This is a genomic window from Pseudomonas paraeruginosa (assembly GCF_003025345.2).
Lineage (GTDB): Bacteria > Pseudomonadota > Gammaproteobacteria > Pseudomonadales > Pseudomonadaceae > Pseudomonas > Pseudomonas paraeruginosa.
In genome coordinates this window covers 1,002,061-1,026,915 of sequence record NZ_CP020560.1, presented here as the reverse complement: position 1 = coordinate 1,026,915, position 24,855 = coordinate 1,002,061, and the positions used below count along the sequence as shown (strand labels likewise).

Here is a 24,855-nt window from a genome sequence, read left to right as displayed (position 1 = left end):
CATGGATGACCAGCGGTGGAAGCGCTCGGGAAGTCGAAGCCCGGAGCAACACCGGTCCCTCAAGGTAAATCGAACTTATGCATACCGTCCTGATCGTCGACGACCATCCCGTCATCCGCCTCGCCGTGCGCGTCCTGCTGGAAAAGCATGGCTTGCAGGTGGTGGCCGAGACGGACAATGGCGTGGACGCCATCCAACTGGTCCGGGAGCACGAGCCGGACGTGGTGATTCTCGACATCGGCATTCCCAAGCTCGACGGCCTGACCGTGATCTCGCGGATCAAATCGCTGGAATTGCGCAGCCAGGTGCTGGTTCTCACCTCGCAATCCGCGGAAGCCTTCTGCAAGCGCTGCATCCAGGTGGGCGCCCGGGGCTTCGTCAACAAGGAAGAAGACCTGGGCAACCTGATCAACGCCCTGAACGCCGTCACCGCGGGCTATACCTTCTTCCCCTCGCTGACCTTCGATACCCTCGGCACCCCGCCGGAGCGGATTTCCGAAAGCGAACTCATCGGCCTGCTCTCGGACCGCGAGATGATCGTCCTGCAGCATCTCGCCATGGGATATTCGAACAAGGCCATCGGCGAGAAGCTGTTCCTCAGCAACAAGACCGTCAGCACCTACAAGACCCGCCTGCTGCAGAAGCTTGGCCTGGGCTCGCTGGTCGACCTCGCGGAATTCGCCAAGCGCAACTCGCTGATCAGCTGAGACCGGGCTTCACGCCTTCCGCCGGCAAGCGGCGCCCGGTTGGTTGCCGCGCCGCCCTCCCGGCGAGAGGGCAGAAATGTCCACAAAGCATGTGGAGCCAGCTGTGGACAAGATGCGAAAAATGGCTTGCGCACCGCGCCACCGCTGGCTCCGCGAGAATCGATCATTTCCCGACCAGACGCCGCGCCGGGAGGCTTCGTGGTTCCCGGGGCTCGGAGCCGCTCTTCGCCTCGGGTACACTGCGCGCCTGTTTCCTCCGGTCACGCGCGTCATCCACATGCCCAGCCAAACCCATCGCCCCTCCCCCGAGTCGCCATCATCGGCGGCGGCCCCGCAGGCCTGATGGCCGCGGAAGTCCTGAGCAGGGAGGGCGTGCGTACGGAAGTGTTCGATGCCATGCCTTCGGTCGGCCGCAAGTTTCTCCTCGCGGGCGTCGGCGGCATGAACATCACCCATGCGGAAGCCAAGGCGCAATTCCTCAGCCGCTATGGAAAGCGCCGGGAAGAAATTTCCGGATTGCTCGGAGATTTCGATGCGGAAGCCCTGCGCGCCTGGATCCATGACCTGGGCATCGACACCTTCGTCGGCAGCTCCGGCCGGGTCTTCCCCACGGACATGAAGGCCGCCCCCCTGCTCCGCGCCTGGCTCAAGCGCCTGCGCGAGCAGGGCGTGCTCATCCATACCCGCAGCCGCTGGCTGGGTTGGCACCCGGATGGCGCGCTGGACATCCAGAGCGGCAGCGAACGCCAGACGCTGCGGGTCGATGCCATGATCCTCGCCCTCGGCGGCGGCAGTTGGCGCCGCCTGGGCTCCGATGGCGCCTGGGTGCCCCTGTTGCAGGCGCGCGGGGTCGAGGTCGAGGCCCTGCGCCCGAGCAATTGTGGTTTCGAGTGCGTCGGCTGGAGCGAGCTGTTCCGCGACAGGTTCGCCGGCGCGCCGGTCAAGCCGGTGGCCATGGGCTTGCCGGGCGACACGCCGCGCCAGGGCGAGTTCGTCGTCACCGGCAACGGCATCGAGGGCAGCCTGGTCTATGCGCTGTCCGCCGCGATCCGCGCTCGGATCGAAACGCAGGGGGCGGCCGACGTACTGCTCGACCTGCTGCCGAACCGGAGCCACGAGCAGATCGAGAAGGCCCTGTCCCGACCGCGCGGTTCCCGTTCGATGGCCAACCACCTGCGCAGCCAGCTGGGTATCGACGGGGTACGCGCCGGCCTGCTGCGCGAACTCTCGCCCGCCGACACCTACGCCGATCCGGCCCGCCTGGCGGCGGCGATCAAGCGCCTGCCATTGCGGCTGCTGCGTCCGCGTCCGCTGGACGAGGCGATCAGCAGCGCCGGCGGCGTGCGCTTCGAGGCGCTCGATCGCAAGCTGATGCTCAAGGGCCTGCCCGGGGTGTTCTGCGCCGGCGAAATGCTCGACTGGGAGGCGCCCACCGGCGGCTACCTGCTGACCGCCTGCTTCGCCAGCGGGCGCGTGGCGGGGCTGGGCGCGCTGGAGTGGTTGCGCGGCAGGCGCTAGGCTCCGGAGCCGCCGCGAACCTGTCGGTCTCGCTACTTCCCGGACGGCCGCTTCTTCGGCTTGCCCGCCGCGCCGAAGCCCGGCGCCTTGCGTACCGCCCTGACCTTCGGCGCGCTGCTGTCGAACCAGGTGCCCAGGTGGATCTGGCCGGGCTTACCGGTGGCCTCGGCGGCCTTGGGTTTCTTCGGCTTCTTCGGTTTTTTCAGCACCACCCCACCCGGCGCGGTCTGCGGCACCCGGTGCTCCGGCTCGAAGTCGGGCTCTTCGCGGCGCTGCAGGGTCTGGCCGATCAGCGTCTCGATCGCCGCCAGCAGTTCCACCTCGTCGGCGCAGACCAGCGACAGCGCCTGGCCGGTAGCGCCGGCGCGGCCGGTGCGGCCGATCCGGTGCACGTAGTCCTCGGCGACGATCGGCAGGTCGAAGTTGACCACCAGCGGCATTTCCTCGATGTCCAGGCCTCGCGCGGCGACGTCGGTGGCCACCAGCAGGTCGACCTCGCCGGCCTTGAATCGCTGTAGCGCGCGCAATCGCGCCGGCTGCGGCTTGTCGCCATGGATCGAGTCGGCGGCGATACCCTGCCGCTGCAACAATCCGACCAGTTCTTCGACACTCTTCCGGGTCTTGGCGAAGACCAGCGCCTGGCGCCAGCGATTGGCCTGCAACAGGTGACAGAAGAGCTCGGCCTTGCGCTTCTTGTCCACCGGAACCAGCCATTGCCTGACGCTCTTCGCCGCGGTATTGCGCGGACTGACCTCGATGGACAGCGGGTCGCGCAGCAGTTCGCCGGCCAACGTGCGGATGGCGTCGGAGAAGGTCGCGGAGAACAGCAGGGTCTGGCGCTTGCGCGGCAGCGCGGCGAACAGCTCGTCCAGTTCGCGGGCGAAACCGAGGTCGAGCATGCGATCGGCCTCGTCCAGCACCAGCGCCTGGAGCCGGGCGAACTGCACCGCGTTCTGCCGGTACAGGTCGAGCAGGCGGCCCGGGGTGGCGACGAGGACGTCCACGCCCTTGCGCAGCTTCATCATCTGCGGATTGATGCTGACCCCGCCATAGGCCACCGCGGTACGCAGCGGCAGGTGCTGGCCGTAGTCGCGAATACTGCCGTGGACCTGCTCGGCCAGTTCGCGGGTCGGAACCAGTACCAGTGCGCGCACCGAGTTGGCTGCGACCTGCGGCCCCTCCAGGGTCAGCCGCTGCAGCAGCGGCAGGGCGAAAGCGGCGGTCTTGCCGGTGCCGGTCTGGGCCGCTGCGAGCAGGTCGCGGCCCTTGAGCGCCGGCGGAATGGCCTGGGCCTGGATCGGCGTGGGCGTGTGCAGGCCGAGCCCTTCGAGGGCCTTGAGCAGGGGGTCGAGCAGACCGAGGGAGGCGAACGTCATGACAGGCTCGGGAAAGAGTGAAACGGAGCGCATTCTAACGGATTCGCCGCCCGCCTGACTCGTTGCGGCGAGCTCGTTCAGCCCTTGAGCAGCAACCCGCCCTCGATCGGCACGTAGCGCGACGCCGCGCGGATCAACGCGTTGGCGGTCAGCCCGGGCACGCCATAGGCGCTCGCCTCGACGCCGTGGGCACGGATGACCTTTTCCAGCAGCAGGTCGAAGTCGCCGTCACCGGAAAGCAGCACCACCTCGTCCACCCGCGGTGCGGCGTCCAGCACGTCGATGGTGATGCCGACGTCCCAGTCGCCCTTGGCCGAGCCATCGGCGCGCTGGATGTACGGCTTGAGCTTCACCGTGAAACCGAGGTTGCGCAGGATCCGCTGGAACTGCTGCTGGCGCGGGTCGCCCCGATCGATGGCATAGGCGTAGGCCTCGACGATCCGTCCGCGACGGGCGATGTCGGCCCACAGGGCGGCGTAGTTGAGGTGACAGCCGTATGCCTGGCGCACGGTGTAGTAGAGGTTCTGCACATCGGCGAAGACAGCGATCTTCTTCGCCGCGGGCGACTCGGGATGACTCAAGGGGAACTCCGGAACGACGGCCGTGGACCACCATTATCGCAGCCCACGGCCCGCAACCCTAACGATCAGGTGAACAAATCGTCGTCGTCGCCTAGGAAGCTGGAGTCGTCGTTGAAGTCGCTGTCGCTGAAATCGCCATCGGCGAAACCACCGTCGGCGGAATGGTCGCCATCGGCGAAACGCTCGGACGCCGGCTCGGGGTCGGCAAACTGGCTGGCGTCCAGGTTATCCACCGGGACGTCCTGGATCACCTCGACGATCTCCTGCGGCTGGCTGTGGCGGAACATGCCGGTGAGCAGGTCGGCTACCAGCATCCCGCCGGCGACGCCGGCCGCGGTCTGCAGCGCGCCGCCAAGGAAGCCGCTGGCGCGCGAAGGCGCGGCCGCCGCAGCTGGCGCCATACCCGGACGCATGTCGCCGGTCCCAGCCGCCGCCGGACTGGAGAACCGTGTCTCGCCCCAGCCCGCCGGGCGCGCCGGCTGGCTCGGCGCCGGCTCGTCGCGCGCGCCGCCGCCGAACAGGCCGGAGAGGAAGCCACCGCTGCTCGGACGGCTCTGCTGCAACTGGGCGACCTGCGCCTCGAGCTCCTTCACCCGTTGGTCGAGGCGCTTCAGCGCGGCTTCCTGGATCAATACCACCTGCGCCATGTAGTACGGCGCCGCCGGCTGCCGCACCAGGTGCTGGTTGATCTGCGCCTCGGCCTCGGCGTCACGCGGAGCGGACTGCCCCTCGGCCTCGCGCAGACGGCTGAACAGACCATCGATCAGGGTTTTCTCATCGGATTTCATCGCACGCCTCGACTGCATTTCGAGAAGGAAGGATGGATTGCACGAAAGGGAAATATTGGAGCACCCTGCACGATCTCAAGTTCCTCCGGTGAAATCCCGATGAATGACGCCGCCACGCCTTCCCCGCAGCCGCCGATCGCCCTGCTGGTCGTCGACCTGCAACGCGGCATGCAGCGCAGCGACCTGCCGCCACGCAACAACCCCGGCGCCGAGGCGCGCATCGCCGAGCTGCTCGCCGCCTGGCGCGCCACCGGCTGGCCGGTGGTGCACATCCGGCACATTTCCCGGCAGCCCGCCTCGCCGTTCGCTCCCGGCCAGCCGGGCGTGGAGTTCCAGCCGGCGCTGGCGCCACGCGACGACGAAGCGGTGTTCGAGAAGAACGTCCCCGACGCCTTCGTCAACAGCGGCCTGCAACGCTGGCTGCACGCCCGCGACATCCGCCACCTGGCGATCGCCGGCGTGGCCACGGAGAATTCGGTGGAAGCCAGCGCGCGTAGCGCCGGCAACCTCGGCTTCCACACCTGGGTGGTCGCGGACGCCTGCTTCACCTTCGCCAAAACCGACTTCCACGGCATTCCGCGCAGCGCCGACGATGTGCACGCCATGGCGCTGGCCAACCTGCACGGCGAATATGCCGAGGTGCTGCATGCCGGCGAACTGTTGCAGCGCCTTCGGCGACGCGGTGAAGCCGGCCGGCAAGGCCTCGCCGGAGGGTGAAGGCAACTGGGCCAAATCGACTTTCGAGGACCTGGTGCAATACAACGACGGCTTCAAGACCAACCTGATCGGCCCCCCGCGGCAGGTCGCCGAACGAATCGTCGCGCTGAAGGCCGCCGGGCGTTGGCCTCGGCGGGCCGGCTGCGGTAGAGTCGCGGGCTCGACCCCGATCTGCCGACCCGCGATGAATCCTCTGCTGCCGCTGCGTGACGCCTGGTTTTTCTTCACCCGCCACCTGACCACCCTGGTGCCGCTCTGCCTGCCCTGGATCTTCCTCGAGAGCCTGGTCCAGCAACAGATCGACGAGGCAGTCGGCCCCCAGCAGATGGGGGCCTGGAGCCTGGTCGCCGGACTGCTCTTCTACCCGCTCTACACCGCCGCGCTGATCCTGTTCATGGACGCCCGCGGCCGCGACGAGCGGCCCCGCATCGGCCAGTTGTGGAGCGCCGCCCTGCGCCTGTGGCCGGGTTTCGCCCTGCTCGCGGCGCTGACCTCGCTGCTGATCGTGCTCGGCCTGTCGCTGCTGATCCTGCCGGGGATCTTCGTCATGGTGAAGCTGGCGTTCGCCGAGTTCTGCCTGGTCCTGCGCGGGCGCAGCCCGCTGCAGGCGCTGCGGGAAAGTTTCGAGTTCACCCGCGGGCGGTTCTTCGTCATCCTCGCTTGCTCGCTGGTGATCCTGCTGCCGGTCTGGAGCCTGGAAGCCTGGCTCGCCGACTCGGCCGGCGAAGCCGTGATACTGAAGGTCGGCCTGCATACCCTGAGCGGGTTCTTCCAGCTGCTGCTGACCATCGTCGCCTTCCGCATCTACAGTCTCGGTCCGGCGCCCCGCGCGCTGAGCTGAACGCGGTCACGCGCCGACCCACGCCGGTAGCCTATCCTTGTAGGCCCGACCCGCGAGGAAAACGCCATGAGCGACGAATCGGCCAACCCCAGCTGCATCTCCCACCTGTCCATCGGCACCAACGACTTGCCCAGGGCCAGGGCCTTCTACGACGCGGTGCTGGCCACCCTGGGCTGCAAGGTGATCCTCGAGCATCCCGGTGCTGTGGCCTATGGCAGGCTCTATCCGGAATTCTGGGTGCAGGCGCCCATCGATGGGCGTCCGGCCAGTACCGGTAACGGCAGCCATGTCGGCTTCCTCGCCAACAGCAAGACCCAGGTCGACGCCTTCCACGCCGCCGCCCTCGCCGCCGGCGCCCGCGACGACGGCGCGCCCGGCCCTCGCCCGGAGTACGGCGAGCCCTACTACGGGTGCTTCATCCGTGATCCCGACGGGCACAAGGTGGAGGCCTCCTATTGGGACCCGGGCCAGGGTTTCGATAGCCACGACCACGCCCACTGATCGCCACGCGAGGCGGCGGCCCGAGCCCGACGGACGCAGCGCCTCGTGACGATACGCCTGGCCGCGGGTGGCCCTGCGCGGCCGGCTCGTTGCTCTCGCTCGAAAAAACGCGAACCCTGCCTCAATTCATGCGGCAAGGATGAAATACGCGGCGGCAAGCTCTATGCTCTGGTCCTTTCCGGCCCAGTCTCGATCGCGATGTCCCTGCCCCGTCTACGCAACCTGCTGTTCATCGGCCTGCTCCTGCTGGTCGGCGGCGCCCTGCTCGCCAGCTACCTGCTGAGCTGGCAACCGGCCGAGCGCGAGGCCGCGCCCCTGCACTGCCAGGGCTCCACGCCAACGCTGAAGCCAGGCCAGGCGCTGAAGGTGATGACCTGGAACATCCAGTACCTGGCCGGCAAGCGCTACATCTTCTGGGACGACCTGCCCGACGCCACCGGCCCCGACCAGCGGCCGACCGCCGAGGACCTCGCGTTCACCCTCGACGAAGTGGTCCGGGTCATCCGCGACGAGCAACCGGACCTGGTCCTGCTGCAGGAAATCGACGACGGCTCCAGTGCCACCGACGACCAGGACCAGCTGGTACTGATCCAGGAGCGCATCAACGACCTCTATCATTGCAGCACCCAGGCCTACGAATGGAAGTCGGCCTTCGTGCCGACTCCGCACATCTTCGGCAGCGTCGGCCGCAAGCAGGCCACCCTGAGCCGCTACCGCATCGACAGCGCCGAACGCCGCCAGTTGCCACAGCGCGACGGCGGCCTGTTCGACCGCCTGTTCGGGCCGCGCCCGGCGATCCTGGTCAGCCACCTGCCGATCGACGGCGGCGGCGCACTGGCGGTGCTCAACGCCCGCTTCGACCGCCCACGGGAACAGGACGACACCTTGCAGCGCCAGGTCGAAATGACCCGCGCGCTGCTCGATGAACTCCAGGCCCGACGCACGCCCTGGTTGCTCGGCGGCGACCTCAACCTGCTGCCGCCCGGCCAGTACGCCTACCTTCTGGAGCCGCTGCGCGCGCCTTATCGCGCGGACAGCGAACTGGCACTCCTCAGCGGGCGCTACCCGATGGTGCCCTCGCTGGAGGAAGCCAGCGGCGTCGACCAGATGCGCTGGTACACGCACTTCCCCAACGATCCGCGGGTCCAAGGGCCGGACCGGACACTCGACTACCTGTTCCACAGCCCCTCGCTGACCCGCCTCGACGCACGGGTACGACGCAGCGATACGCTGCAGATTTCCAATCACCTGCCACTCAGCGCGCGCTTCCTCCTGCCCCACTGAACGACCGCGCGCCGGGCTGGACAAGCGGCCCGGCGCGCCGCATGCTTCGCCCCCAATCGATAACAACAAGAAAACGGCAAGGCCGCATCGCATGCCCCTACGCCCTTCCACGCCGCTGTTAGCGCTGCTGGCGCTCGTCCTGCTGGTCGCACCGCCGCTCCGCGCGCAGGATGCCCGGCCCGCGCTGAACGTCGGCTATTACGAATTCCCGCCTTATATCCATACCGCTGCGAACGGTCGGGCCGTCGGTCCTGGCGCGCGCCTGGTACGCCTGCTGCTGGGGCAGGCCGGCTACCGGGCGAATTTCCGCGCCCTGCCCAGCGCCCGCCTGTACCTCGGCCTGCGCGACGGTAGCGTGGCGCTCTGGGCCGGCGCCGCCAAGCCGGAGTTGGCTGCCGACACCCTGCAGGCGCGGCGCGTGCTCGGCCATGTCAGCCTGAACCTGTACTACCCGGCGCGACAGCCGGCCCCGCGCATTCCCCAGGACCTGGCCGGGCGCCGGCTGATCCTGATCAGCGGCTACAGCTACTGGAAGCCGGCCACCGACTTCATCCATGACCCCGCCCTGCGCCTGCGGCTGTACCGTACCGGTAGCCACCAGGCCGCCTTGCGCATGCTCGAACTGGGACGCGGCGACTACCTGCTGGATTACCAGGCGCCAGTGGAGGCGGCGAGCCACCAGCCTCTGGCCAGCCAGGAACTGCAGCGCCTGCCGCTGCGGATGATCGTTTCGCGCCATGTGCCCGACGCCGAGGCGCTGCGCGACCGCCTGGACCAGGCCTACGACCAGTTGCGCAGGAACGGCGCCGACCTGTCCCTGCTGTGACCCCCGACCCCGGAGGAGGAGCCCGATGCACACCGCCATTCCCTGCTGCACGATAAACGGTGAACAGCCCGCCCTGCTCGGCCAGGTCTGCCAGTCGCTGCTGATCCAGGAATGGTGGTGGGAGGGGCGCCCGGCGGACCCGGTGAACGTGGTCTACCTGCAGTTCGGGCAGCGCTGGTACCGCCTCTACTTCGAGGGTGAGACGGTGTTCTGGCGCAGCGGCGAGGCGCCGCGCCCCTGCGAGCGCGACGAGGGGCCCGGCGAATATCGCCTGCACGACCTCGGCCAGCAGCGCGGGCTGGTCGGCGTGCGCCTGCTGGACCTGGGGTTCGTCCTCAACGGGCCGACCCTGGACAGCCATTTCGACTTCGCCGACGGCCAGCGCCTGAGCTTCCGTCACTTCCTCGACGACGACCTGACCCGGGTGCTCTGAGCGTCGCCGGCTACTTGCGCGGCCTGGCCCGCGCGGTGGCCTCGGCGATCAGCGGGTCGTCCGGCCAGTAGTGCTTGGGATAGCGCCCCTTGAGGTCCTTCTTCACCTCCGCGTAGGTGCTGCGCCAGAAATTCGCCAGGTCCTGGGTCACCTGCACCGGGCGCTGCGCGGGAGACAGCAGGTGCAACTTCACCGCCAGGCGGCCCTGGGCGATGCGCGGGGTGTCGCCGAGGCCGAACAGCTCCTGCAGGCGCACCGCGAGGATCGGCGGGGTTTCGCTGTAGTCCAGGCGGATCCGCGAACCGGAGGGTACTTCCAGGGTTTTCGGCGCCCATTCGTCGAGGCGCTGCGGCAGCGGCCAGGGCAGCAGGCCGGCGAGCATCGAGGCGAGATCGAGATTGGCGAAATGGGCCTGGCGGGTGACCTTGCCGAGGTAGGGTTGCAGCCAATCCTCCAGGCGCGCCAGCAGGGCCGCGTCGCCGAGGTCGGGCCAGTCGCTGGTATCGCCCCGTTCGAGGTCGAGCCGACGCAACAGGCTGATGCGCGCCTGCCACTGGCGTAGCTCCGGGGTCCAGGGCAACAACTCCAGTCCCTTGCGCCGGACCAGTCCGATCAGCGCCCGGCTGCGCGCCGCCTCGTCGAGGCCGGGCAGCGCCTCGCTGGACAGCACCAGCTCGCCGACCTTGCGCTGGCGCTCGGCGCGCAGCACGCCCTCGCGCTCGTCCCACTCCAGTTCGTCGTGCAGGCCGACCTGTTCCGCCAGGACCGTGTCGAACAGCGCCGGGTCGAGTTCGGCCGCCAGGTAGATGCGCTCCTCGCGCTGGCCCTGGCGACTGCCGAGGTCGGCGATCACCAGCCAGGGCTGTTTCATCAGGCTGTCCGGCTCGCCGAACTGCGCGGCGCGACCGTTGGCCAGCCGGTAGTCGCCGCCGCCGGCGCGGCGCTGGCGGGCGACGCGGTCGGGATAGGCGAAGGCCAGCAGGCAGCCGAGCCAGCGCGGATGCCCGGGATCGACCACCGCCTCGGCGACCGGCCCGCGCAGGTAGCCGCGGAACTGCCGGGCCAGTTGCCGGGCGCGCTGTACCGCGCTTCGCGAGGCGCCAGCGCGGGCTTCGCCGGCGAGCAGGGCGAGACGACTATGCAGGTCGGCACCGCCGCCACGCTGTATATCGCGTTCGCCGAGCAGCGCCGCTACGTTGCAAGCCAGTTCGCCAAGGCCGAGGGCCTGGCCGCGCAGCAGCAGGTGGGCAATGCGCGGGTGGGTCGGCAACTCGGCCATCGCCTGGCCATGGGCGCTCAGCGCGCCGCTGGCGTTCAGCGCACCCAGCCGCCCGAGCAGGTCGCGGGCCTGGGCATAGGCCGCCGCGGGCGGCGCGTCGAGCCAGGCCAGCTCCTCCGGCGCCACGCCCCAGCGCGCCAGTTGCAGGGCCAGCCCGGCGAGATCGGCCTGGAGGATTTCCGCGCTGCCATAGGCCGGCAACTGTTCGTGCTGGGTCTCCGACCACAGCCGGTAGCACACCCCCGGCTCCAGGCGCCCGGCGCGACCGGCACGCTGGGTGGCGGAGGCGCGGGAGATGCGCTGGGTCTCCAGGCGGGTCATGCCGCTGCCCGGATCGAAGCGCGGCACCCGCGCCAGGCCGGCGTCGATCACCACTCGCACGCCATCGATGGTCAGGCTGGTCTCGGCGATGTTGGTCGCCAGCACCACTTTGCGCACCCCGGCCGGCGCCGGCTCGATGGCGGCGCGCTGGGCGGCGAGATCGAGTTCGCCATGCAGCGGGCAGAGCAGCACCGCGTCGCGTCCCTCGAGGGCCTCGCGCAGGCCGTCGTGCACGCGGCGGATCTCGGCCTGTCCGGGAAGAAAGACCAGCACGCTGCCGCTTTCCTCCGCCAGCGCCTGGAGCACCACCTGCTGCACCCGCGGCTCGATGAACTCGCCGGGTTGCGCCGGCCGTCCCCAGCGGATATCCACCGGGAACATGCGTCCTTCGCTGCGCACCACCGGCGCCTCGCCGAGCAGCGCCGCAAGGCGCTCGCCCTCCAGGGTCGCCGACATCACCAGCACTTTCAGCGGCGGCTCGTCGCGCAACAGTTCGCGGCCATTGAGAGTCAGCGCCAGGGCCAGGTCGGCATCCAGGCTGCGCTCGTGGAATTCGTCGAAGATCACCAGGCCGACGCCGTCCAGCGCCGGATCGTCCTGCAGGCGGCGGGCGAGGATGCCCTCGGTGACCACTTCGATGCGGGTCCGCGGCCCGACCTTGCTCTCCAGGCGGATGCGATAGCCGACGGTCTCACCGACCCGCTCCCCCAGCTCGGCGGCCAGCCGCTCGGCCGCCGCGCGCGCCGCCAGCCGGCGCGGTTCGAGCATGAGGATGCGCTGGCCGGCGAGCCAGGGCTCGCCGAGCAGCGCCAGCGGCACCCGGGTGGTCTTGCCGGCGCCCGGCGGGGCTTCGAGCACGGCCTGGTGGTGTTCGCCAAGGGCCTGGCGCAAGGCGGGAAGAACGGCATCGATGGGTAGTGAAATCATGGTGGCTCCGGACAGTCCGACGCAGTATACCGGCGAACCGGCGAGCGCCTTCGACGGTCCTATCGTCATGTCCAGGCCAGAAGATTGCCGAACCCTGGCCGATTGCTATAGTTCGCCGTCATGTCCACCCGGAGGTCCTCCATGCGCCTTGCCACCCGCGTTTCCTGTGCCGTTCTCAGCGCCGCCCTGCTGAGCCAGCTGTCGGCCTGCGGTACGCTGTTCTACCCCGAGCGGCGCGGCCAGATCGACGGCCGCATCGACCCGGCCATCGTCGCCTTCGACGCCATCGGCCTGCTGTTCTATATCATCCCCGGCCTGATCGCCTTCGGCGTCGACTTCGCCACCGGCGCCATCTACCTGCCCGACGCCAAGTACTCGGTCGCCCCGGAAGTGCTCAAGGATGCCGTCGGCGCGGACGGCAAGGTCGACAACCGCAAGCTCAAGGCGATCCTCGAGCGCGAGATCGGCCGCGAGCTGCCGCTCGACGACCCGCGCCTGATCCGCCACAGCGGCAACCTCGAGCAACTGGCGGCCTATGGCCTGAAGCCGGCCGCCTGATCCGTCGTCGCGGCGCGACCGTGCAGCAGTGCCCGGTCGCCGCCCGGTTGGTTTACAGTGGCGCCAGTCTCCTCGCAGAAGCGCCCCATGAGTCCCGATTCCCCCCATGCCCGCCTGCTGCGCCTGGCCACCCTGGCCTCGCTCGGCGTCGCCGTCACCCTGGTCATCGGCAAGGCCATCGCCTGGTGGCTGAGCGGTTCGGTGAGCCTGCTCGCCGGCCTCACCGACTCCCTGCTGGACAGCGCCGCCTCGCTGCTCAACCTGCTGGCGGTGCATTATTCGCTGCGCCCGGCGGACGACGACCACCGCTACGGCCACGGCAAGGCGGAAGCGCTGGCCGGCCTGGCCCAGGCCATGTTCATCGGCGCCAGCGCAGTGCTGGTGGGGATCCAGGCGCTCGAGCAACTGCGCGATCCACAGCCCCTCGGCTCGGCCGACTGGGGCATCGCGGTGATGCTCCTGTCGCTGCTGCTGACCGCCCTGCTCCTGGCCTTCCAGACCCATGTCATCCGCCGCACCGGCTCCACCGCGATTCGCGCCGACTCGCTGCACTACCGCTCGGACCTGCTGCTCAACGCCAGCATCCTCGTGGCGCTGCTGCTGACCCGTTACGGCTGGCCGCAGAGCGACGGCCTGTTCGGCCTCGGCATCGCCCTGTACATCCTCTGGAGCGCACTGCAGATCGCCCGCGAGTCGGTGTCGATCCTGATGGACCGCGAGCTGCCGACCGATATCAGCGAGCGCATGCGGGAACTGGCCTGCAGCGTGCCGGGCGTGCTCGGCGCGCACGACGTGCGCACGCGCATCTCCGGCAACCACTGGTTCGTCCAGTTGCACCTCGAGTTGCCCGGCGAGTTGAGCCTCTCCACCGCCCACGCGCTGACCGACCAGGCGGTGCTGGCGATCAGGCGCGAATACCCGAAGGCCGAGGTGCTGGTCCACGCCGACCCGCAGGAAGTGGTCGGCAGGGAAACCATCAGTTGACGCTGTAGCCACGCCCGCTCAGGCAAGCCGCCATGGCCCGCCGGTAGCCGTTGGCGACCCGGCGGCCGGCGCGTAGGCCGCCGCCGGGTCGAAGCCGCTTTGGCCCACCGCCCAGCGCTGGCACTCGTAGCGAATCGCGGGCAAAGAAAAAGGGAGGCCCGTCGACCTCCCTTCCGGGGTAACTGTCCTGGCTCGGCGCTGTTGGCGGCGGCTCACCTCACTCCACCTTCTGGGCGGTGTGCAACCCGGAGGCCGGCGCAACCCTGTAGGGTCGGCGGCCACGGCAGGCCTGATTGGGCGTGCCGTGATGGACGAGATGTCCGGGCCGTGAATCTGGGTAAAAGAATACGTCGCCAGGCGCGACCAATGATTGCTAATATTGCTCACCATAAGACTGATTGCGCAATAAATCACTCAAATACACCTTGCCAACGGCAATCAACCTGAAAGAATCCCTCGCCATGAACAAACTCGACCGCTACGACCTGCGTATTCTCGAAGAGCTCCAGCGCGACGCACGCATCTCCAACCAGGAACTGGCAGAACGGATAGGCCTGTCGCCATCGCCCTGTTCGCGACGGGTCAAGCAGCTCGAGGACGACGGCTACATCGTCCGCCAGGTGGCCCTGCTGGACCGCAAGAAGCTCGGCCTGAGCCTCACCGCCTTCGTCCTCATCGGCATGGACCGGCACACCCCGGAACGCTTCGAGCACTTCCAGGAAGTCATCGGCAAATGCCCGGAAGTGCTGGAGTGCAGCCTGGTCACCGGAATGGACGCGGACTACCAGCTGAAGGTCGTGGTGCCGGACATGGACCATTACCAGAAGCTCCTGCTCGGTACCCTCACGCGCATCGAAGGGGTCTCCAGCGTGCGCTCCAGTTTCGTCCTGAACCAGGTACTGGCGAGTACCGAACTGCCGCTGGAGCACCTGCGCGATTGATCGGAGCGAGACCTGGGACATGACACGGAACAGGCGGCATGCCGTATAATCGGCAGCCTGTTTCAGTTGTCATGCCCGCGTGGCCCCCGCACATAAAGAGCTCCCGCTCGTAGAACGATAAACGCCTTGCCCGCCCCCCATGGCACGCTCCGTCCGACCGCGAGCCGGACTTCGTTTGCTTGAAAATCCGGAGGTTGCCAATGGATCCCGAACTGTTCGAAGAGTGGATGATGACCGGTCTGGTGACCGTCCTGATCCTGTTCATGGCTTTCATCGTCTGGGACCTGGCGAAGAAATCCAAGGCCGGCAAGTTCGGCACCCTGATCCTGTTCTTCGCCCTTGGCCTGGGCGTGCTGGGCTTCATCATCAAGGGCCTGGTCATCGGCAGCCTCGAAGGCGCGGGCATGTAACCCCGCCGCCGCGCGCGTCATCCAACTACTCGTTATCCATCCGCCGGCCCGCCCAACGGGGCCGGCTCGCCTTGCCATTGCCTAGAACAAGGGAGTCGCCATGAACGCCGCCGACCGCGTCATGCAGAGTTATGGACGCTGCTGTGCCAGCACCGGATTCTTCGATGATTTCTACCGGCATTTCCTTGCCAGTTCCCCGCAGATTCGCGCCAAGTTCGCCACCACCGACATGACCGCGCAGAAACACCTGCTGCGCGCCGGGATCATGAACCTGGTGATGTACGCTCGCGGCATGTCCGACAGCAAGCTGCGCGCCCTCGGCGCCAGTCATTCGCGCGCCGCGCTGGATATCCGTCCGGAACTCTACGACCTGTGGCTCGACGCCCTGCTGATGGCGGTCGCCGAGCACGACCGCGACTGCGACGCCGAGACCCGCGACGCCTGGCGCGACGTGATGGGTCGCGGCATCGCCGTGATCAAGTCGTACTACTGATCGGTCCGCGCCCGCTGGACGACGCCCCTCTCGTCAGTCCAGCCGCGCCGGCACTTCCCGCCACTCCCCCAGGCCCAGGCCGTCCAGGCTCCAGGGGCCGATCCGCACTCGCACCAGCCGCAGCGTCGGCAAGCCCACCGCCGCCGTCATCCGCCGCACCTGGCGATTGCGCCCCTCGCGGATCACCAGTTCCAGCCAGTGGGTCGGCACCGACTTGCGAAAACGCACCGGCGGCACCCGCTCCCACAAGGCCGGCTCGTCCAGCAGACGCGCCTCGGCGGGCAGGGTCGGGCCGTCGTTGAGCGTCACTCCCTCGCGCAGACGCCGCAATTGATCCTCCTCCGGCGTGCCTTCGACCTGCACCCAGTAGGTCTTCGGCAGCTTGTGCCGGGGGTCGGCGATGCGCGCCTGCAGGCGACCGTCGTTGGTCAGCAGCAACAGGCCCTCGCTGTCGCGGTCCAGGCGCCCGGCCGGATACACGCCCGGCACCGGGATGAAGTCCTTGAGGGTCGAACGCCCTTGCTCGTCGTTGAACTGGGTCAGTACGTCGAACGGCTTGTTGAACAGCAGCAGCTTCGGCTCGCTCGGCGGCGCCTTGGCCATCCGGCGTGGCGCAGGACGGGCGGGATGACGCGGGGAAGAACGCGGGGGACGGGACATGACTGGAAACGAGTTGGCTTGATCGGGATACCGGGCGGCATGCTAGGTTGTCGGCGAGCCTGACCGCAAGAGCATCCCCTCATGCCCTCCCTGCGTCCCACCTGGCTGATCAGCCTGCTGACCCTGGCCGGCTGCACCGGCAGCGCCTACCAGGGTCCACCCTCGGATCATTTCGACGGCGAGCGTTTCCGCAACATCCAGCCCACCGAGCAGAAGAGCCTGCGCGACCTGCTCAAGTGGCAATGGAACCGTCCGCCACAGCGCCCCTGGATCGCCCTGCCGCCCACGGAAACCCCGGCCAGGGTGGACGAACGCGCACACGGCGACGAATTGCGGGTCACCTACATCAACCACGCCACCCTGCTGATCCAGCACCGTGGCCTGAACATCCTCACCGACCCGGTCTGGTCGCAGCGAGTCAGCCCGCTCCCCTTCATCGGCCCGAAGCGCCACCACCCACCCGGACTGACCCTCGACCAGTTGCCGCCGATCGACCTGATCCTGGTCAGCCACAACCACTACGATCACCTCGACCTGGAAAGCCTGCGCCAGCTCCATCGGCGCTGGCCGGCGGCCAAGGTGGTCAGCGGCCTGGGCAACGCCGGGCTGATCCGCCGGACCGGCTTCGTCGATGTCGAGGAAATCGACTGGTGGCAGGAGCTGGCGCTGGGCGAGGGCATGACCCTCCACGGCGTACCGGTGCAGCACTGGTCGTCGCGCACCCGCAGCGACACCAACCGCACGCTCTGGCTCGGCTTCGTCATCGACTCGCCGGACGGCCCGCTGCTGTTTCCCGGCGATACCGGGCTAGGCCCGGAGTTCGAGCTGATCCGCCGGCGCTTCGGCCCGCTGCGCTTCGCCGCCCTGCCGATCGGCGCCTACGCGCCGCGCTGGTTCATGCGCAACCACCACATGAACCCCGAGGACGCGGTGCAGGCCCATCGCACGCTGCAGGCGCAAACCAGCATGGCCATCCACTTCGGCACCTTCAATCTCACCGACGAAGAGCAGGACGACCCGCCCCGGGCGCTCCGGGCGGCGCTGCTCGCCCAAGGCGTGGACGCCACCAGCTTCCGGGCGCCGAAGCCGGGCGAACAGTGGCGCGTCGCGCCGCGCGCCGAGCAGGTTCAGGAGGTCGAGGACACCAGGCGCGTGCAGCAATTGCGGTAGCGCTTGCCGCTGCCACAGGGGCAGGCCTGGTCAGCGCGACCGCCGAGCGCCAGCCAGCTTTCCAGGCGCCCGGACATGCCGGCCAGGCGCTCGCGGGCTTCCTCGTCGAGTCCGGCGCGGGACAACCGGCGCTGCAGGCCGAGGTAGTCCTCCAGCAGCACGTCGCGACTCAGCGCCTGGTACTGGTCGGCCAGCGGCACGCCTTCGTAGCGCCGTTGCGGATCGGCCAGGAAGGCGATGGCTTGCGCCTGCGGCAGGACGTTCCACAGGTTGCCACGCGGATCGCGCCAGCAGGCACCGAACCGCGCGCGCAAGGCCAGGCCGCGCCATTCTTCGAGGATCCAGCCGTCGACCCGCTCACCACCGAGGCTGTCCACCGCCCGCCCGACCGAGAACCACGGCTCGCCAGCCAGGCTTTCCGGCATCGGCAGGGGCGATGCCACTTCCGGCGTGCCGTCCGGCACCAGGCGGCGGGCGAAACGACGCAGCGGGTTGCTGAGATGGGGCGGGGCACTGAACGGCATGGGGCTCACATCGATGGGCAGGCGTGGTCGTTCCGACCGGCAGGAGGCGCCGCGGTTCCGCGCGGAGCGAAGGGCCATCATTGTAAGCCCTCGACGTCGCGCGGCGTAGCGGGGCGCCCCCCGGTTTTCACGAGGAAGGCGGGAGGCGACGGCTCAACGGAACGGCGGCTCGTCGAAACTGCGCAGCTTGCGCGAGTGCAGCGAGTTGAGCTGGCTGCGCAGCAGGTCGAGGGCGGCGATGCCGATCCGCAGGTGCTGGTTCACCGCGCGCTCGTAGAAGGCGTTGGCCGAGCCGGGCAGCTTGATCTCGCTGTGCAGCGGCTTGTCCGAGACGCACAGCAGCGTGCCGTAGGGCACCCGCAGGCGATAGCCCTGGGCGGCGATCGTACCGCTCTCCATGTCCACCGCGATGGCCCGGGCCAGGTTGATCAGAGGCCGCTCCTGGGCCCAGCGCAGTTCCCAGTTGCGGTCGTCGTAGGTCAGCACGGTGCCGGTGCGCAGGCGCCGCTTGAGGGCTTCGCCACGCTCGCCGGTGACGTCGGCGGCGGCCTCCTGCAGGGCCACCTGGACCTCGGCCAGCGCCGGGATCGGGATATGCGGCGGCAGGGCGCGGTCGAGAATGCCGTCGCGGCGCATGTAGGCATGGGCCAGCACGTAGTCGCCGATGGTCTGCGACTGCCGCAGGCCGCCGCAGTGGCCGATCATCAGCCAGCAGTGCGGACGCAGCACGGCCAGGTGGTCGGTGATGTTCTTCGCGTTGGACGGGCCGACCCCGATGTTGACCAGGGTGATGCCGTCGCCGTCGGCGGCGATCAGATGGTAGGCCGGCATCTGGTAGCGGTGCCAGACCACCCCGGCGACGATGGCGTTGGCCTCGCCCTCGTCCATCCCGCGCTCGATGATCACGTTGCCCGGCAGGACCATGCGCACGAAGCGCGGGTCCTCGCGCAGGCGGGTCAGGCCGAGGCGGATGAACTGGTCGACGTAGCGGTGGTAGTTGGTCAGCAGGATCCACGGCTGAACGTGGCGCCAGTCGCTGCCGGTGTAGTGCACCAGGCGGCGCAGGGAGAAGTCCACTCGCGCGGCGTCGAACAGCGCCAGCGGCAACTGGTCGGCGCGCTCCCATTCGTAGAGCCCATCGGCGATGTCGTCGGAGGCGGCGGACAGGTCGGTGCTGGGGAACACCCGCGCCAGCTCGGCGGCGGTCACCCCGGAGCCGGCCAGCTCGTCGCCCTGCTCGACCACGTAGGGATAGGGGATGTCCTGTTGGCTCGGGCCGACCTGCACCTGCACGGTGAAATCGTCCATCAGCGGACGCAACTGTTCCAGCAGGTACTTGCGGAAGGCGTCGGGGTGGGTGACGGTGACACTATAGTCGCCCGGCACCTGGACCTTGGCGTAGGCGCGGGTAGAGGACGGCACCTCGCCCTGGCAGCGGTAGCCGATGCGCAGTTGCGGGTAGTGGAAGTTCTGCCGCTCGGCCTCGCTCGGCTCGACGCGCTCCTTGATGTAGCGCTTGAGCGCCTGGCTCAGCGCCGAAGTAGCCTCGCGATGCAGCGCGGCGAGGCGGTCGACGGCCTCCTCGGCCGTGCGGGCGACGACGAACCCGTCGTCGGAATCGATACTCATGGTGGATTTCCTGTCGGTTCGCATGGGAAACATCTTGCCTGTACCGACAGGAAAACACAGCGCTTTTCTCCCGTTGCCTCATTCGGGCAACGCCACTACCGCCATGGTCACGGTGGCCTTGCTGAACAGGCATCGCCGGCCGCCCTCCTCGGCGAACACCTCGGCCTCGACCACCGTCACCTGGCGCCCGGCCTTGAGCACCTCGGCGCGACACAACAGGCGCTGGCAGCGCGCCGGGCGCAACAGGTTGAGCTTGAACTCCAGGGTCAGCACGGTCTGCCCCTCCGCCACCAGGGTCGCGGCGGCGGCCCCGGCGGCATGGTCGGCCAGGGTCGCCTGGACCCCGGCATGGACGAAGCCGTTCTGCTGGGCGTGACGTGGCAGGATCTCCAGCCCCGCCTCGACCCAGCCCGGCCCGCAGTCCAGCGGACGGATGCCGAGGTCACCGACGAAACCGGCCGCGGCGAAGCCCTGCTCGACCAGCTCCCGGTAGCGCGGATGCGCCTGCATCGCGGCGCGCCTCAGGCCAGGTGCGGGGTGGCGCGAGCCAACAGCGCCTCGACCTCGGCGCCACGCGGCAGGGTGCCGTAGACCCGCCCGCCGTCGCCCAGGCGACTGCCGATGAAGGCATCGGACACCACGGAGTTGCCGGCTTCCAGCAACAGCTTGGCCTGCAGGGCGACCGCCACGTCCTCGGTGAGCTGACGGGCGCGGTACTGGATGTCGGCGGTGTCGGCGAAAGCTGCCTTGAGGTTGCCGATGTGCGCGGCGAGACGGGCATCGCCATGGCCGTCGCCAAGTTCGGCGAACAGCGCGTCGAGCACGCCCGGCTCCTTCGACAGAGCACGCAGCACGTCCAGGCACTGGACGTTGCCGGAACCTTCCCAGATCGAGTTCACCGGCGCCTCGCGGTACAGCCGCGGAAGGATGGTTTCCTCGACGTAGCCGGCACCGCCCATGCATTCGGAGGCTTCGTTGATCATCGCCGGCGCACGCTTGCAGATCCAATACTTGCCCACCGCGGTGACCAGGCGGGCGAACTTCTCCTCCTGCTCATCGTGGGCACGGTCCAGGGCATGCCCCATGCGCAGGGTCAGGGCCAGGGCCGCCTCGCTTTCCAGCGCCAGGTCGGCGAGCACGTTCTGCATCAGCGGCTGCTCGGCCAGCACCCGCCCGCCGACCTTGCGGTAGGCGCAGTGGTGCGCGGCCTGGGTCAACGCCTGGCGCATCAGCGCGCTGGAACCGATCATGCAGTCGAAGCGGGTCATGGCGACCATCTCGATGATGGTCGGCACGCCACGGCCCTCCTCGCCGACCATCCAGGCCAGGGCGCCGCGGTACTCGATCTCGCTGGAGGCGTTCGACCAGTTGCCCAGCTTGTCCTTCAGGCGCTGGATGTAGAACTGGTTGCGGCTACCGTCCGGCCGGTGGCGCGGCAGCAGGAAGCAGGTCAGGCCCTTGTCGGTATAGGCCAGGGTGAGGAAGGCGTCGCACATCGGCGCCGAGCAGAACCACTTGTGCCCGACCAGTTCGTAGGCCTGGCCCGGCCCGGGAATCCCCACCGGGTAGGCCCGCGTGGTGTTGGCACGGACGTCTGTGCCGCCCTGCTTCTCGGTCATTGCCATGCCGATGGTGACGCCCGCCTTCTGCTCCATCGGCACGTTGCGCGGGTCGTACTCGCGGGAGAGGATCTTCGGCAGCCATTTCTCGGCCAGGTCCGCCTGCAGGCGGATCGCCGGCACGCTGGCGTAGGTCATGGTCAGCGGGCAACCGGTGCCGGCCTCCGCCTGGCTGTGCAGGTAGGACAGCCCGGCCCGCGCCACCTGGGCGCCGGGTCGCGGGTCGGTCCAGGGCAGCGAGGGCAGTTCGTGCTCGATGGCGGCGCGCATCAGCTCGTGGTAGGCGGGATGGAATTCCACCAGGTCGACGCGGTTGCCGTAGCGGTCGTGGCTGTGGAATTCCGGTTTGTGCTGGTTGGCCAGGAAGCCGGCCGCCATCAGCGGGCCGCCGGCCAGCTCGCCGTAGCGCTGAAGGCGCTCCTCGGCCCAGCCGCCCTGGTAGCGACGCACCCACTCCTGGAGAGGCAGGTCGAGGCGGTAGAGGTTGGCGCCATCCAGCGACGGTACCTGATTGGTCACTTCGTGGGTTTCGGCGTACTGGTGCAGGTTCATGAGGGTTCCTCGCAGACAGGCGCGCCCACCGCGCGCAGGCAGAAGTTCACCAGAGCCGTACTCACCGGCTCCAGACTCGGTTCCGGCTGGCCGCTGTCGCGAGCGGCGCGCGCCGGGGGAGACAAGGGGCCGACCAGCGCCTCGGCGATGGCCCCGACCAGGCAGGCCGCGGCAAGCGGCACCAGGGAAAGCCGGAATGCGCCGCTGCGCCGGCCTTCCTCGAGCAGTTCGACGAACAGCGCGGCGTAGGCCTCGCGATAGCGCAGGCGCTGCTCGTCGACTTCCGGGTCCACCGGCTCGGCGATCAGGGCGAAGGCCAGCCGCTGGCTGCTCCAGGCGCGCGCGGCGAAGCGCCGCAAGCCCTCGGCCAGGCGCCAGGCGGGCGCGCCGGGACCGCGCAGGACGACGGCCAGGGCATCGACCTCACGCTGGCTGGCGCGGCGGAAGATTTCCGCCGCCAGCTCGCCTTTGCCACGGAAATGGCGGTACAGGCTGCCGGTGGCGATCCCCGCGTCGTCGGCCAGGGCCTGCATGGTCAGCGCGGCGAAACCGCCCTCCGCGACACGCCGCAGGCCCAGCTGGAGGATACGCTCGCGCAGCGCGGAATCGCGTTGCAGGCGGCGTTCGGTGACACGATAGACCATGACTGAATCCGGATTCACTTTTTCCCAGTGAATCACGCTTCAGGCTTTGCCTAAAGAGACATACAGGTCGCGCAGGCCGGCATTTCAGCCAGCCGAGGAAAGGCTTCAGGCGGACTTGGTGACGATCGGCTGGCACAGCAGCCAATCGTGCAGCAGGGTCTGCAACTCTTCGAACTTGACCGGCTTGGCCATGTAGTCGCTCATGCCTGCCGCCAGGCAGCGCTCGCGATCGCCGCTGTGGCTGTGGGCGGTCAACGCCAGCACCGGCAGTTCCGCGCAGCCGGGCAGCGCGCGGATCGCCCGACAGGTGGCGAAGCCGTCCATCACCGGCATCTGGCAGTCGAGCAGGACGCCGTCCGGCCGCTCGCGCGCCAGCGACTCCAGCGCCTCGCTGCCGTTGTCGGCGGTGCGCACCCGGTAGCCGAGCTTGAGCAGCATGCCGCGAGTCACCAACTGGTTGATGGCATTGTCCTCCACCACCAGCACCGTGCACTCCTCGGGACGCCGCACCGCCTGCCCGCCGGCGCGCCGCGGCGGCGGCGCCAGGCCCTGGGCCGGCTGGGTCAGTTGCAGGCGCAGGAGGAAGCGGCTGCCCTGTCCCGGCCGGGACTCATGGCTCAGCTCGCCGCCAAGCAGCTCCACCAGCTTGCGGCACAACGCCAGGCCGATGCCAAGCCCACCATAGCCCCGGGTCAGCGAGCTGTCGGCCTGGACGAAGCGCTGGTAGAGGTCGCTGCCGGCGGCCATGTCGAAACCGATGCCGGTGTCGATCACCTCCACCCGCAACGCCACGCCGTCATGGGTACGCCCGGCGGCGACGCGCAGGGTCACGCTGCCCCTGGCGGTGAACTTGATCGCGTTGTCGATCAGGTAGCCCAGCGCCTGGGCCAGCTTGCCGGCATCGCCTTCGAGGGTATCCGGCAGGCTGTCATCCAGTTGCAGGACGAAGCGCAGGCCCTTCTCCTCGGCGCGCGGCGCGTATTGCGCGCGCAGGCTGTCGAACAGGCCGCGCAGGCTGAACGGCTCGCGCCGCGGGTAGAGCTTGCCGGCCTGCAGCTCGATGAGGGCGAGGATGTCGTTGACCATCCGCATCATGTCCCGCGCCGAGCCGGCGGCGGTGCGCTGGTACTCGGCGAGTTCGACGTCCATCGGCACCGTCTGCATCAGTTCCAGCGAACCGATCACCCCGCTCATCGGCGTGCGCAACTCGTGGGTGACCGTGGCGAGGAACTCGTCCTTCAGGCGGTTGCTGTTGGCCAGTTCCTGGTTCAGCGCCTCCAGCTTGCGGCTGGACTCCTGGAGGATCCGCGCGCGCTCCTCCTTCATCGCGTTGATCCGGTCGGCCAGCGCCAGCGACAGCAGGCCCACCTCCAGCGCCGAACCGATCTGGCTGGCATACATGGTGAGGAACATGTTCGGCAGGTAGCCCAGCACCATCAGGGTGTTGACGATGCCGCCGAGGAGGAAGGCGGTCCAGGCGATGATGAAATAGCGCGCCACCCGCATGCCGCGCAGCCAGGCGAGGATGCCGGCGGCGAAGATCAGGCCGGTGAAGGCCAGCGCCAGGTAGGTGGCCAGGCGCAGGGCCACGGCGTAGCTCATGGTCAGCGCCAGCAGCATCACCAGCGCACCGACCGCCATCAGCGCCAGCAGGCCGCGATCGACCCACACGCTGTGGTCGCGGGTGTGCAGGAAACTGCGGGCGAACTGGCAGCCGAACAATGCCGCCGAGCCGATCAGGAACGGCGTGGCGGCGTTCGCCCACCAGGGATTCTCAGGCCAGAAGTACTCGATGCCGGCACCGTTCACCGACACCTGGTAGAGACCGAACGAGGCGATGTAGAGGATGTAGTAGAGATAGCTGGTGTCGCGGACGCTGAGGAAGATGAACAGGTTGTAGATCAGCATCACCAGCAGCACGCCGTAGATGATGCCGAGCACGTAGATGCGCCCGGGCTGCTCCTCCAGGTAGGCCTTGGGCGACCAGAGGGTCAGCGGCGCCTGGATCGACCCCTGGCTTTCCAGCCGCAGGTAGACGCGTTGCGGCTTGTTCGGCTCCAGCGGCAGCTCGAAGAGGTAGTTGTTCTGCCGGATCGGCCGGCTGGCGAACGGCAGGGTGTCGCCGGTGCGCTGGGCCAGGCGGTAGCCGCCCTGACCGTCGGGCAGGTACAGGTCGAGCTTGTCCAGCGGCGGATAGGCCAGCTCCAGCAGCCAGGTGCGCGGATCGCCCGTGGCCAGCGGACGATAGTCGAGGTCCAGGCGCAGCCAGAACACCGAGCGCGAATAGCCGGCGTTCAATACCTCCTTGTCATGGCGGCGAAAGCTGCCATCGATGGCTCGGGAGGTGATGTCGTTGATGTCGGCGCTGCCACGCACGTCCTCGAAGACGTCGATGGACTGCCCCAGCGGCAGGCGCTCGACCCGTTCGTCGAAGCTCACCGCGCCCGCCAGGCAGGGCAACGCAAGAAGAAAGAGAATCAGCCAGTGCCGCATGATGCCCCGCAATGCCCCTCGAGCGGACCGGGAGCCCCACCTCCCTCGATATGGTCCGCCCTTGGCGGGCGTTGTTTGA

The 24,855-nt window shown here is 68.8% G+C and carries 25 protein-coding genes and 2 pseudogenes; 15 read left to right on the top strand and 12 right to left on the bottom strand.

The window, feature by feature from the left end:
- The first annotated feature begins 77 nt into the window (after positions 1-77).
- A complete protein-coding gene (locus B7D75_RS05000; RefSeq protein WP_003151746.1) occupies positions 78-707 on the top strand; it encodes a response regulator transcription factor in 630 nt (209 codons plus the stop codon).
- A gap of 342 nt (positions 708-1,049) precedes the next feature.
- Positions 1,050-2,225: a TIGR03862 family flavoprotein gene (locus B7D75_RS04990; RefSeq protein ID WP_034079833.1), complete on the top strand. Its 1,176-nt coding sequence runs from the start codon at positions 1,050-1,052 to the stop codon at positions 2,223-2,225.
- Positions 2,226-2,257: 32 nt separating this feature from the next.
- Here the strand turns inward: B7D75_RS04990 and B7D75_RS04985 are convergent, their stop codons facing one another.
- From B7D75_RS04985 to B7D75_RS04975, 3 genes are all read right to left on the bottom strand, one after another.
- Positions 2,258-3,601: a DEAD/DEAH box helicase gene (locus B7D75_RS04985; RefSeq protein WP_003151750.1), complete on the bottom strand. Its 1,344-nt coding sequence runs from the start codon at positions 3,599-3,601 to the stop codon at positions 2,258-2,260.
- Between the two features lie 77 nt (positions 3,602-3,678).
- Positions 3,679-4,182 (bottom strand): LabA-like NYN domain-containing protein, encoded by a 504-nt coding sequence (locus tag B7D75_RS04980; RefSeq protein ID WP_012074458.1) that lies wholly within the window; start codon positions 4,180-4,182, stop codon positions 3,679-3,681.
- A gap of 65 nt (positions 4,183-4,247) precedes the next feature.
- Positions 4,248-4,970, bottom strand: coding sequence for a DUF2076 domain-containing protein (locus B7D75_RS04975; protein ID WP_034079831.1), 723 nt, complete (start codon positions 4,968-4,970; stop codon positions 4,248-4,250).
- Between the two features lie 99 nt (positions 4,971-5,069).
- Between B7D75_RS04975 and B7D75_RS04970 the strand changes: the two genes are divergently transcribed.
- The 7 genes and pseudogenes from B7D75_RS04970 (at position 5,070) to B7D75_RS04940 (ending at position 9,572) form a co-directional block, all read left to right on the top strand.
- Positions 5,070-5,687 carry a cysteine hydrolase family protein gene (locus tag B7D75_RS04970; RefSeq protein ID WP_053813423.1) on the top strand — a complete coding sequence of 206 codons (618 nt, stop codon included), beginning with the start codon at positions 5,070-5,072 and terminating at the stop codon, positions 5,685-5,687.
- Positions 5,635-5,808: pseudogene (locus B7D75_RS04965) on the top strand (dimethylsulfone monooxygenase SfnG); the annotation flags it as partial. The gene B7D75_RS04970 and the pseudogene B7D75_RS04965, both read left to right, overlap by 53 nt.
- Positions 5,809-5,871: 63 nt before the next feature.
- A complete protein-coding gene (locus tag B7D75_RS04960) occupies positions 5,872-6,528 on the top strand; it encodes a membrane protein (protein WP_034079900.1) in 657 nt (218 codons plus the stop codon).
- A gap of 66 nt (positions 6,529-6,594) precedes the next feature.
- Positions 6,595-7,029 carry a VOC family protein gene (locus B7D75_RS04955; RefSeq protein ID WP_034079828.1) on the top strand — a complete coding sequence of 145 codons (435 nt, stop codon included), beginning with the start codon at positions 6,595-6,597 and terminating at the stop codon, positions 7,027-7,029.
- A gap of 144 nt (positions 7,030-7,173) precedes the next feature.
- Positions 7,174-8,313 carry an endonuclease/exonuclease/phosphatase family protein gene (locus B7D75_RS04950; protein WP_034079898.1) on the top strand — a complete coding sequence of 380 codons (1,140 nt, stop codon included), beginning with the start codon at positions 7,174-7,176 and terminating at the stop codon, positions 8,311-8,313.
- Between the two features lie 91 nt (positions 8,314-8,404).
- Complete coding sequence (locus B7D75_RS04945) at positions 8,405-9,139, top strand: substrate-binding periplasmic protein (protein WP_034079826.1); 735 nt, start codon at positions 8,405-8,407, stop codon at positions 9,137-9,139.
- Between the two features lie 25 nt (positions 9,140-9,164).
- Positions 9,165-9,572, top strand: coding sequence for a hypothetical protein (locus B7D75_RS04940; protein WP_012074454.1), 408 nt, complete (start codon positions 9,165-9,167; stop codon positions 9,570-9,572).
- Positions 9,573-9,582: 10 nt separating this feature from the next.
- On the opposite strand, the gene hrpB is transcribed toward B7D75_RS04940, so the two are convergent.
- Entirely contained in the window at positions 9,583-12,099 is a 2,517-nt protein-coding gene (gene hrpB / locus B7D75_RS04935) for an ATP-dependent helicase HrpB (protein WP_107113792.1), read from the bottom strand.
- 141 nt (positions 12,100-12,240) lie between these two features.
- Between hrpB and B7D75_RS04930 the strand changes: the two genes are divergently transcribed.
- Together B7D75_RS04930 and fieF are read left to right on the top strand one after the other, a co-directional pair.
- Positions 12,241-12,657 carry a hypothetical protein gene (locus B7D75_RS04930; RefSeq protein ID WP_012074452.1) on the top strand — a complete coding sequence of 139 codons (417 nt, stop codon included), beginning with the start codon at positions 12,241-12,243 and terminating at the stop codon, positions 12,655-12,657.
- 87 nt (positions 12,658-12,744) lie between these two features.
- The gene (fieF, locus tag B7D75_RS04925) at positions 12,745-13,641 is read left to right on the top strand and encodes a CDF family cation-efflux transporter FieF (protein WP_003154127.1); all 897 of its coding nucleotides are present in this window, start codon (positions 12,745-12,747) and stop codon (positions 13,639-13,641) included.
- Here fieF and B7D75_RS29700 read toward each other — a convergent pair.
- Positions 13,634-13,773, bottom strand: a pseudogene (locus B7D75_RS29700) (DUF6515 family protein); the annotation flags it as partial. The gene fieF and the pseudogene B7D75_RS29700 overlap by 8 nt on opposite strands.
- A gap of 329 nt (positions 13,774-14,102) precedes the next feature.
- On the opposite strand from B7D75_RS29700, the gene B7D75_RS04920 reads away from it, so the two are divergent.
- From B7D75_RS04920 to B7D75_RS04910, 3 genes are all read left to right on the top strand, one after another.
- On the top strand, positions 14,103-14,582 hold the full coding sequence (locus tag B7D75_RS04920) for an Lrp/AsnC family transcriptional regulator (protein ID WP_003106063.1): 480 nt from the start codon (positions 14,103-14,105) through the stop codon (positions 14,580-14,582).
- A 200-nt stretch (positions 14,583-14,782) separates the two neighbouring features.
- Positions 14,783-14,992, top strand: coding sequence for a DUF2788 domain-containing protein (locus B7D75_RS04915; protein WP_003093125.1), 210 nt, complete (start codon positions 14,783-14,785; stop codon positions 14,990-14,992).
- Between the two features lie 100 nt (positions 14,993-15,092).
- The gene (locus B7D75_RS04910) at positions 15,093-15,485 is read left to right on the top strand and encodes a globin (RefSeq protein WP_003093127.1); all 393 of its coding nucleotides are present in this window, start codon (positions 15,093-15,095) and stop codon (positions 15,483-15,485) included.
- Between the two features lie 33 nt (positions 15,486-15,518).
- Here B7D75_RS04910 and B7D75_RS04905 read toward each other — a convergent pair whose 3' ends face one another.
- The gene (locus tag B7D75_RS04905; protein ID WP_034079824.1) at positions 15,519-16,088 is read right to left on the bottom strand and encodes a pseudouridine synthase; all 570 of its coding nucleotides are present in this window, start codon (positions 16,086-16,088) and stop codon (positions 15,519-15,521) included.
- A 138-nt stretch (positions 16,089-16,226) separates the two neighbouring features.
- Between B7D75_RS04905 and B7D75_RS04900 the strand changes: the two genes are divergently transcribed.
- Positions 16,227-17,315 (top strand): MBL fold metallo-hydrolase, encoded by a 1,089-nt coding sequence (locus B7D75_RS04900; protein WP_012074449.1) that lies wholly within the window; start codon positions 16,227-16,229, stop codon positions 17,313-17,315.
- On the opposite strand, the gene B7D75_RS04895 is transcribed toward B7D75_RS04900, so the two are convergent.
- The 6 genes from B7D75_RS04895 to ladS all read right to left on the bottom strand — a co-directional run bounded on the left by B7D75_RS04895 (position 17,273) and on the right by ladS (position 24,776).
- Positions 17,273-17,839: an SEC-C metal-binding domain-containing protein gene (locus B7D75_RS04895; RefSeq protein WP_012074448.1), complete on the bottom strand. Its 567-nt coding sequence runs from the start codon at positions 17,837-17,839 to the stop codon at positions 17,273-17,275. The genes B7D75_RS04900 and B7D75_RS04895 overlap by 43 nt on opposite strands.
- A gap of 153 nt (positions 17,840-17,992) precedes the next feature.
- Positions 17,993-19,492, bottom strand: coding sequence for an AMP nucleosidase (gene amn, locus B7D75_RS04890; protein WP_023443091.1), 1,500 nt, complete (start codon positions 19,490-19,492; stop codon positions 17,993-17,995).
- A gap of 54 nt (positions 19,493-19,546) precedes the next feature.
- Positions 19,547-19,978: a PaaI family thioesterase gene (locus B7D75_RS04885; RefSeq protein ID WP_034079822.1), complete on the bottom strand. Its 432-nt coding sequence runs from the start codon at positions 19,976-19,978 to the stop codon at positions 19,547-19,549.
- Between the two features lie 11 nt (positions 19,979-19,989).
- A complete protein-coding gene (locus B7D75_RS04880; RefSeq protein WP_034079821.1) occupies positions 19,990-21,639 on the bottom strand; it encodes an acyl-CoA dehydrogenase family protein in 1,650 nt (549 codons plus the stop codon).
- Positions 21,636-22,283 carry a TetR/AcrR family transcriptional regulator gene (locus B7D75_RS04875; protein ID WP_012074445.1) on the bottom strand — a complete coding sequence of 216 codons (648 nt, stop codon included), beginning with the start codon at positions 22,281-22,283 and terminating at the stop codon, positions 21,636-21,638. The genes B7D75_RS04880 and B7D75_RS04875 overlap by 4 nt, the downstream gene beginning before the upstream one ends.
- 105 nt (positions 22,284-22,388) lie before the next feature.
- A complete protein-coding gene (gene ladS, locus B7D75_RS04870) occupies positions 22,389-24,776 on the bottom strand; it encodes a hybrid sensor histidine kinase/response regulator LadS (protein ID WP_043100514.1) in 2,388 nt (795 codons plus the stop codon).
- Positions 24,777-24,855 lie beyond the last annotated feature (79 nt).

Bases quoted from the DNA above. Each gene is read 5' to 3' on its own strand.
- B7D75_RS05000 (WP_003151746.1), top strand. From the start codon at position 78: ATGCATACCGTCCTGATCGTCGACGACCATCCCGTCATCCGCCTCGCC.
- B7D75_RS04990 (WP_034079833.1), top strand. From the start codon at position 1,050: ATGGCCGCGGAAGTCCTGAGCAGGGAGGGCGTGCGTACGGAAGTGTTC.
- B7D75_RS04985 (WP_003151750.1), bottom strand. From the start codon at position 3,601: ATGACGTTCGCCTCCCTCGGTCTGCTCGACCCCCTGCTCAAGGCCCTC.
- B7D75_RS04975 (WP_034079831.1), bottom strand. From the start codon at position 4,970: ATGAAATCCGATGAGAAAACCCTGATCGATGGTCTGTTCAGCCGTCTG.
- B7D75_RS04970 (WP_053813423.1), top strand. From the start codon at position 5,070: ATGAATGACGCCGCCACGCCTTCCCCGCAGCCGCCGATCGCCCTGCTG.
- B7D75_RS04960 (WP_034079900.1), top strand. From the start codon at position 5,872: ATGAATCCTCTGCTGCCGCTGCGTGACGCCTGGTTTTTCTTCACCCGC.
- B7D75_RS04955 (WP_034079828.1), top strand. From the start codon at position 6,595: ATGAGCGACGAATCGGCCAACCCCAGCTGCATCTCCCACCTGTCCATC.
- B7D75_RS04945 (WP_034079826.1), top strand. From the start codon at position 8,405: ATGCCCCTACGCCCTTCCACGCCGCTGTTAGCGCTGCTGGCGCTCGTC.
- B7D75_RS04940 (WP_012074454.1), top strand. From the start codon at position 9,165: ATGCACACCGCCATTCCCTGCTGCACGATAAACGGTGAACAGCCCGCC.
- hrpB (WP_107113792.1), bottom strand. From the start codon at position 12,099: ATGATTTCACTACCCATCGATGCCGTTCTTCCCGCCTTGCGCCAGGCC.
- B7D75_RS04930 (WP_012074452.1), top strand. From the start codon at position 12,241: ATGCGCCTTGCCACCCGCGTTTCCTGTGCCGTTCTCAGCGCCGCCCTG.
- fieF (WP_003154127.1), top strand. From the start codon at position 12,745: ATGAGTCCCGATTCCCCCCATGCCCGCCTGCTGCGCCTGGCCACCCTG.
- B7D75_RS04920 (WP_003106063.1), top strand. From the start codon at position 14,103: ATGAACAAACTCGACCGCTACGACCTGCGTATTCTCGAAGAGCTCCAG.
- B7D75_RS04915 (WP_003093125.1), top strand. From the start codon at position 14,783: ATGGATCCCGAACTGTTCGAAGAGTGGATGATGACCGGTCTGGTGACC.
- B7D75_RS04910 (WP_003093127.1), top strand. From the start codon at position 15,093: ATGAACGCCGCCGACCGCGTCATGCAGAGTTATGGACGCTGCTGTGCC.
- B7D75_RS04905 (WP_034079824.1), bottom strand. From the start codon at position 16,088: ATGGCCAAGGCGCCGCCGAGCGAGCCGAAGCTGCTGCTGTTCAACAAG.
- B7D75_RS04900 (WP_012074449.1), top strand. From the start codon at position 16,227: ATGCCCTCCCTGCGTCCCACCTGGCTGATCAGCCTGCTGACCCTGGCC.
- B7D75_RS04895 (WP_012074448.1), bottom strand. From the start codon at position 17,839: ATGCCGTTCAGTGCCCCGCCCCATCTCAGCAACCCGCTGCGTCGTTTC.
- amn (WP_023443091.1), bottom strand. From the start codon at position 19,492: ATGCGAACCGACAGGAAATCCACCATGAGTATCGATTCCGACGACGGG.
- B7D75_RS04885 (WP_034079822.1), bottom strand. From the start codon at position 19,978: ATGCAGGCGCATCCGCGCTACCGGGAGCTGGTCGAGCAGGGCTTCGCC.
- B7D75_RS04880 (WP_034079821.1), bottom strand. From the start codon at position 21,639: ATGAACCTGCACCAGTACGCCGAAACCCACGAAGTGACCAATCAGGTA.
- B7D75_RS04875 (WP_012074445.1), bottom strand. From the start codon at position 22,283: ATGGTCTATCGTGTCACCGAACGCCGCCTGCAACGCGATTCCGCGCTG.
- ladS (WP_043100514.1), bottom strand. From the start codon at position 24,776: ATGCGGCACTGGCTGATTCTCTTTCTTCTTGCGTTGCCCTGCCTGGCG.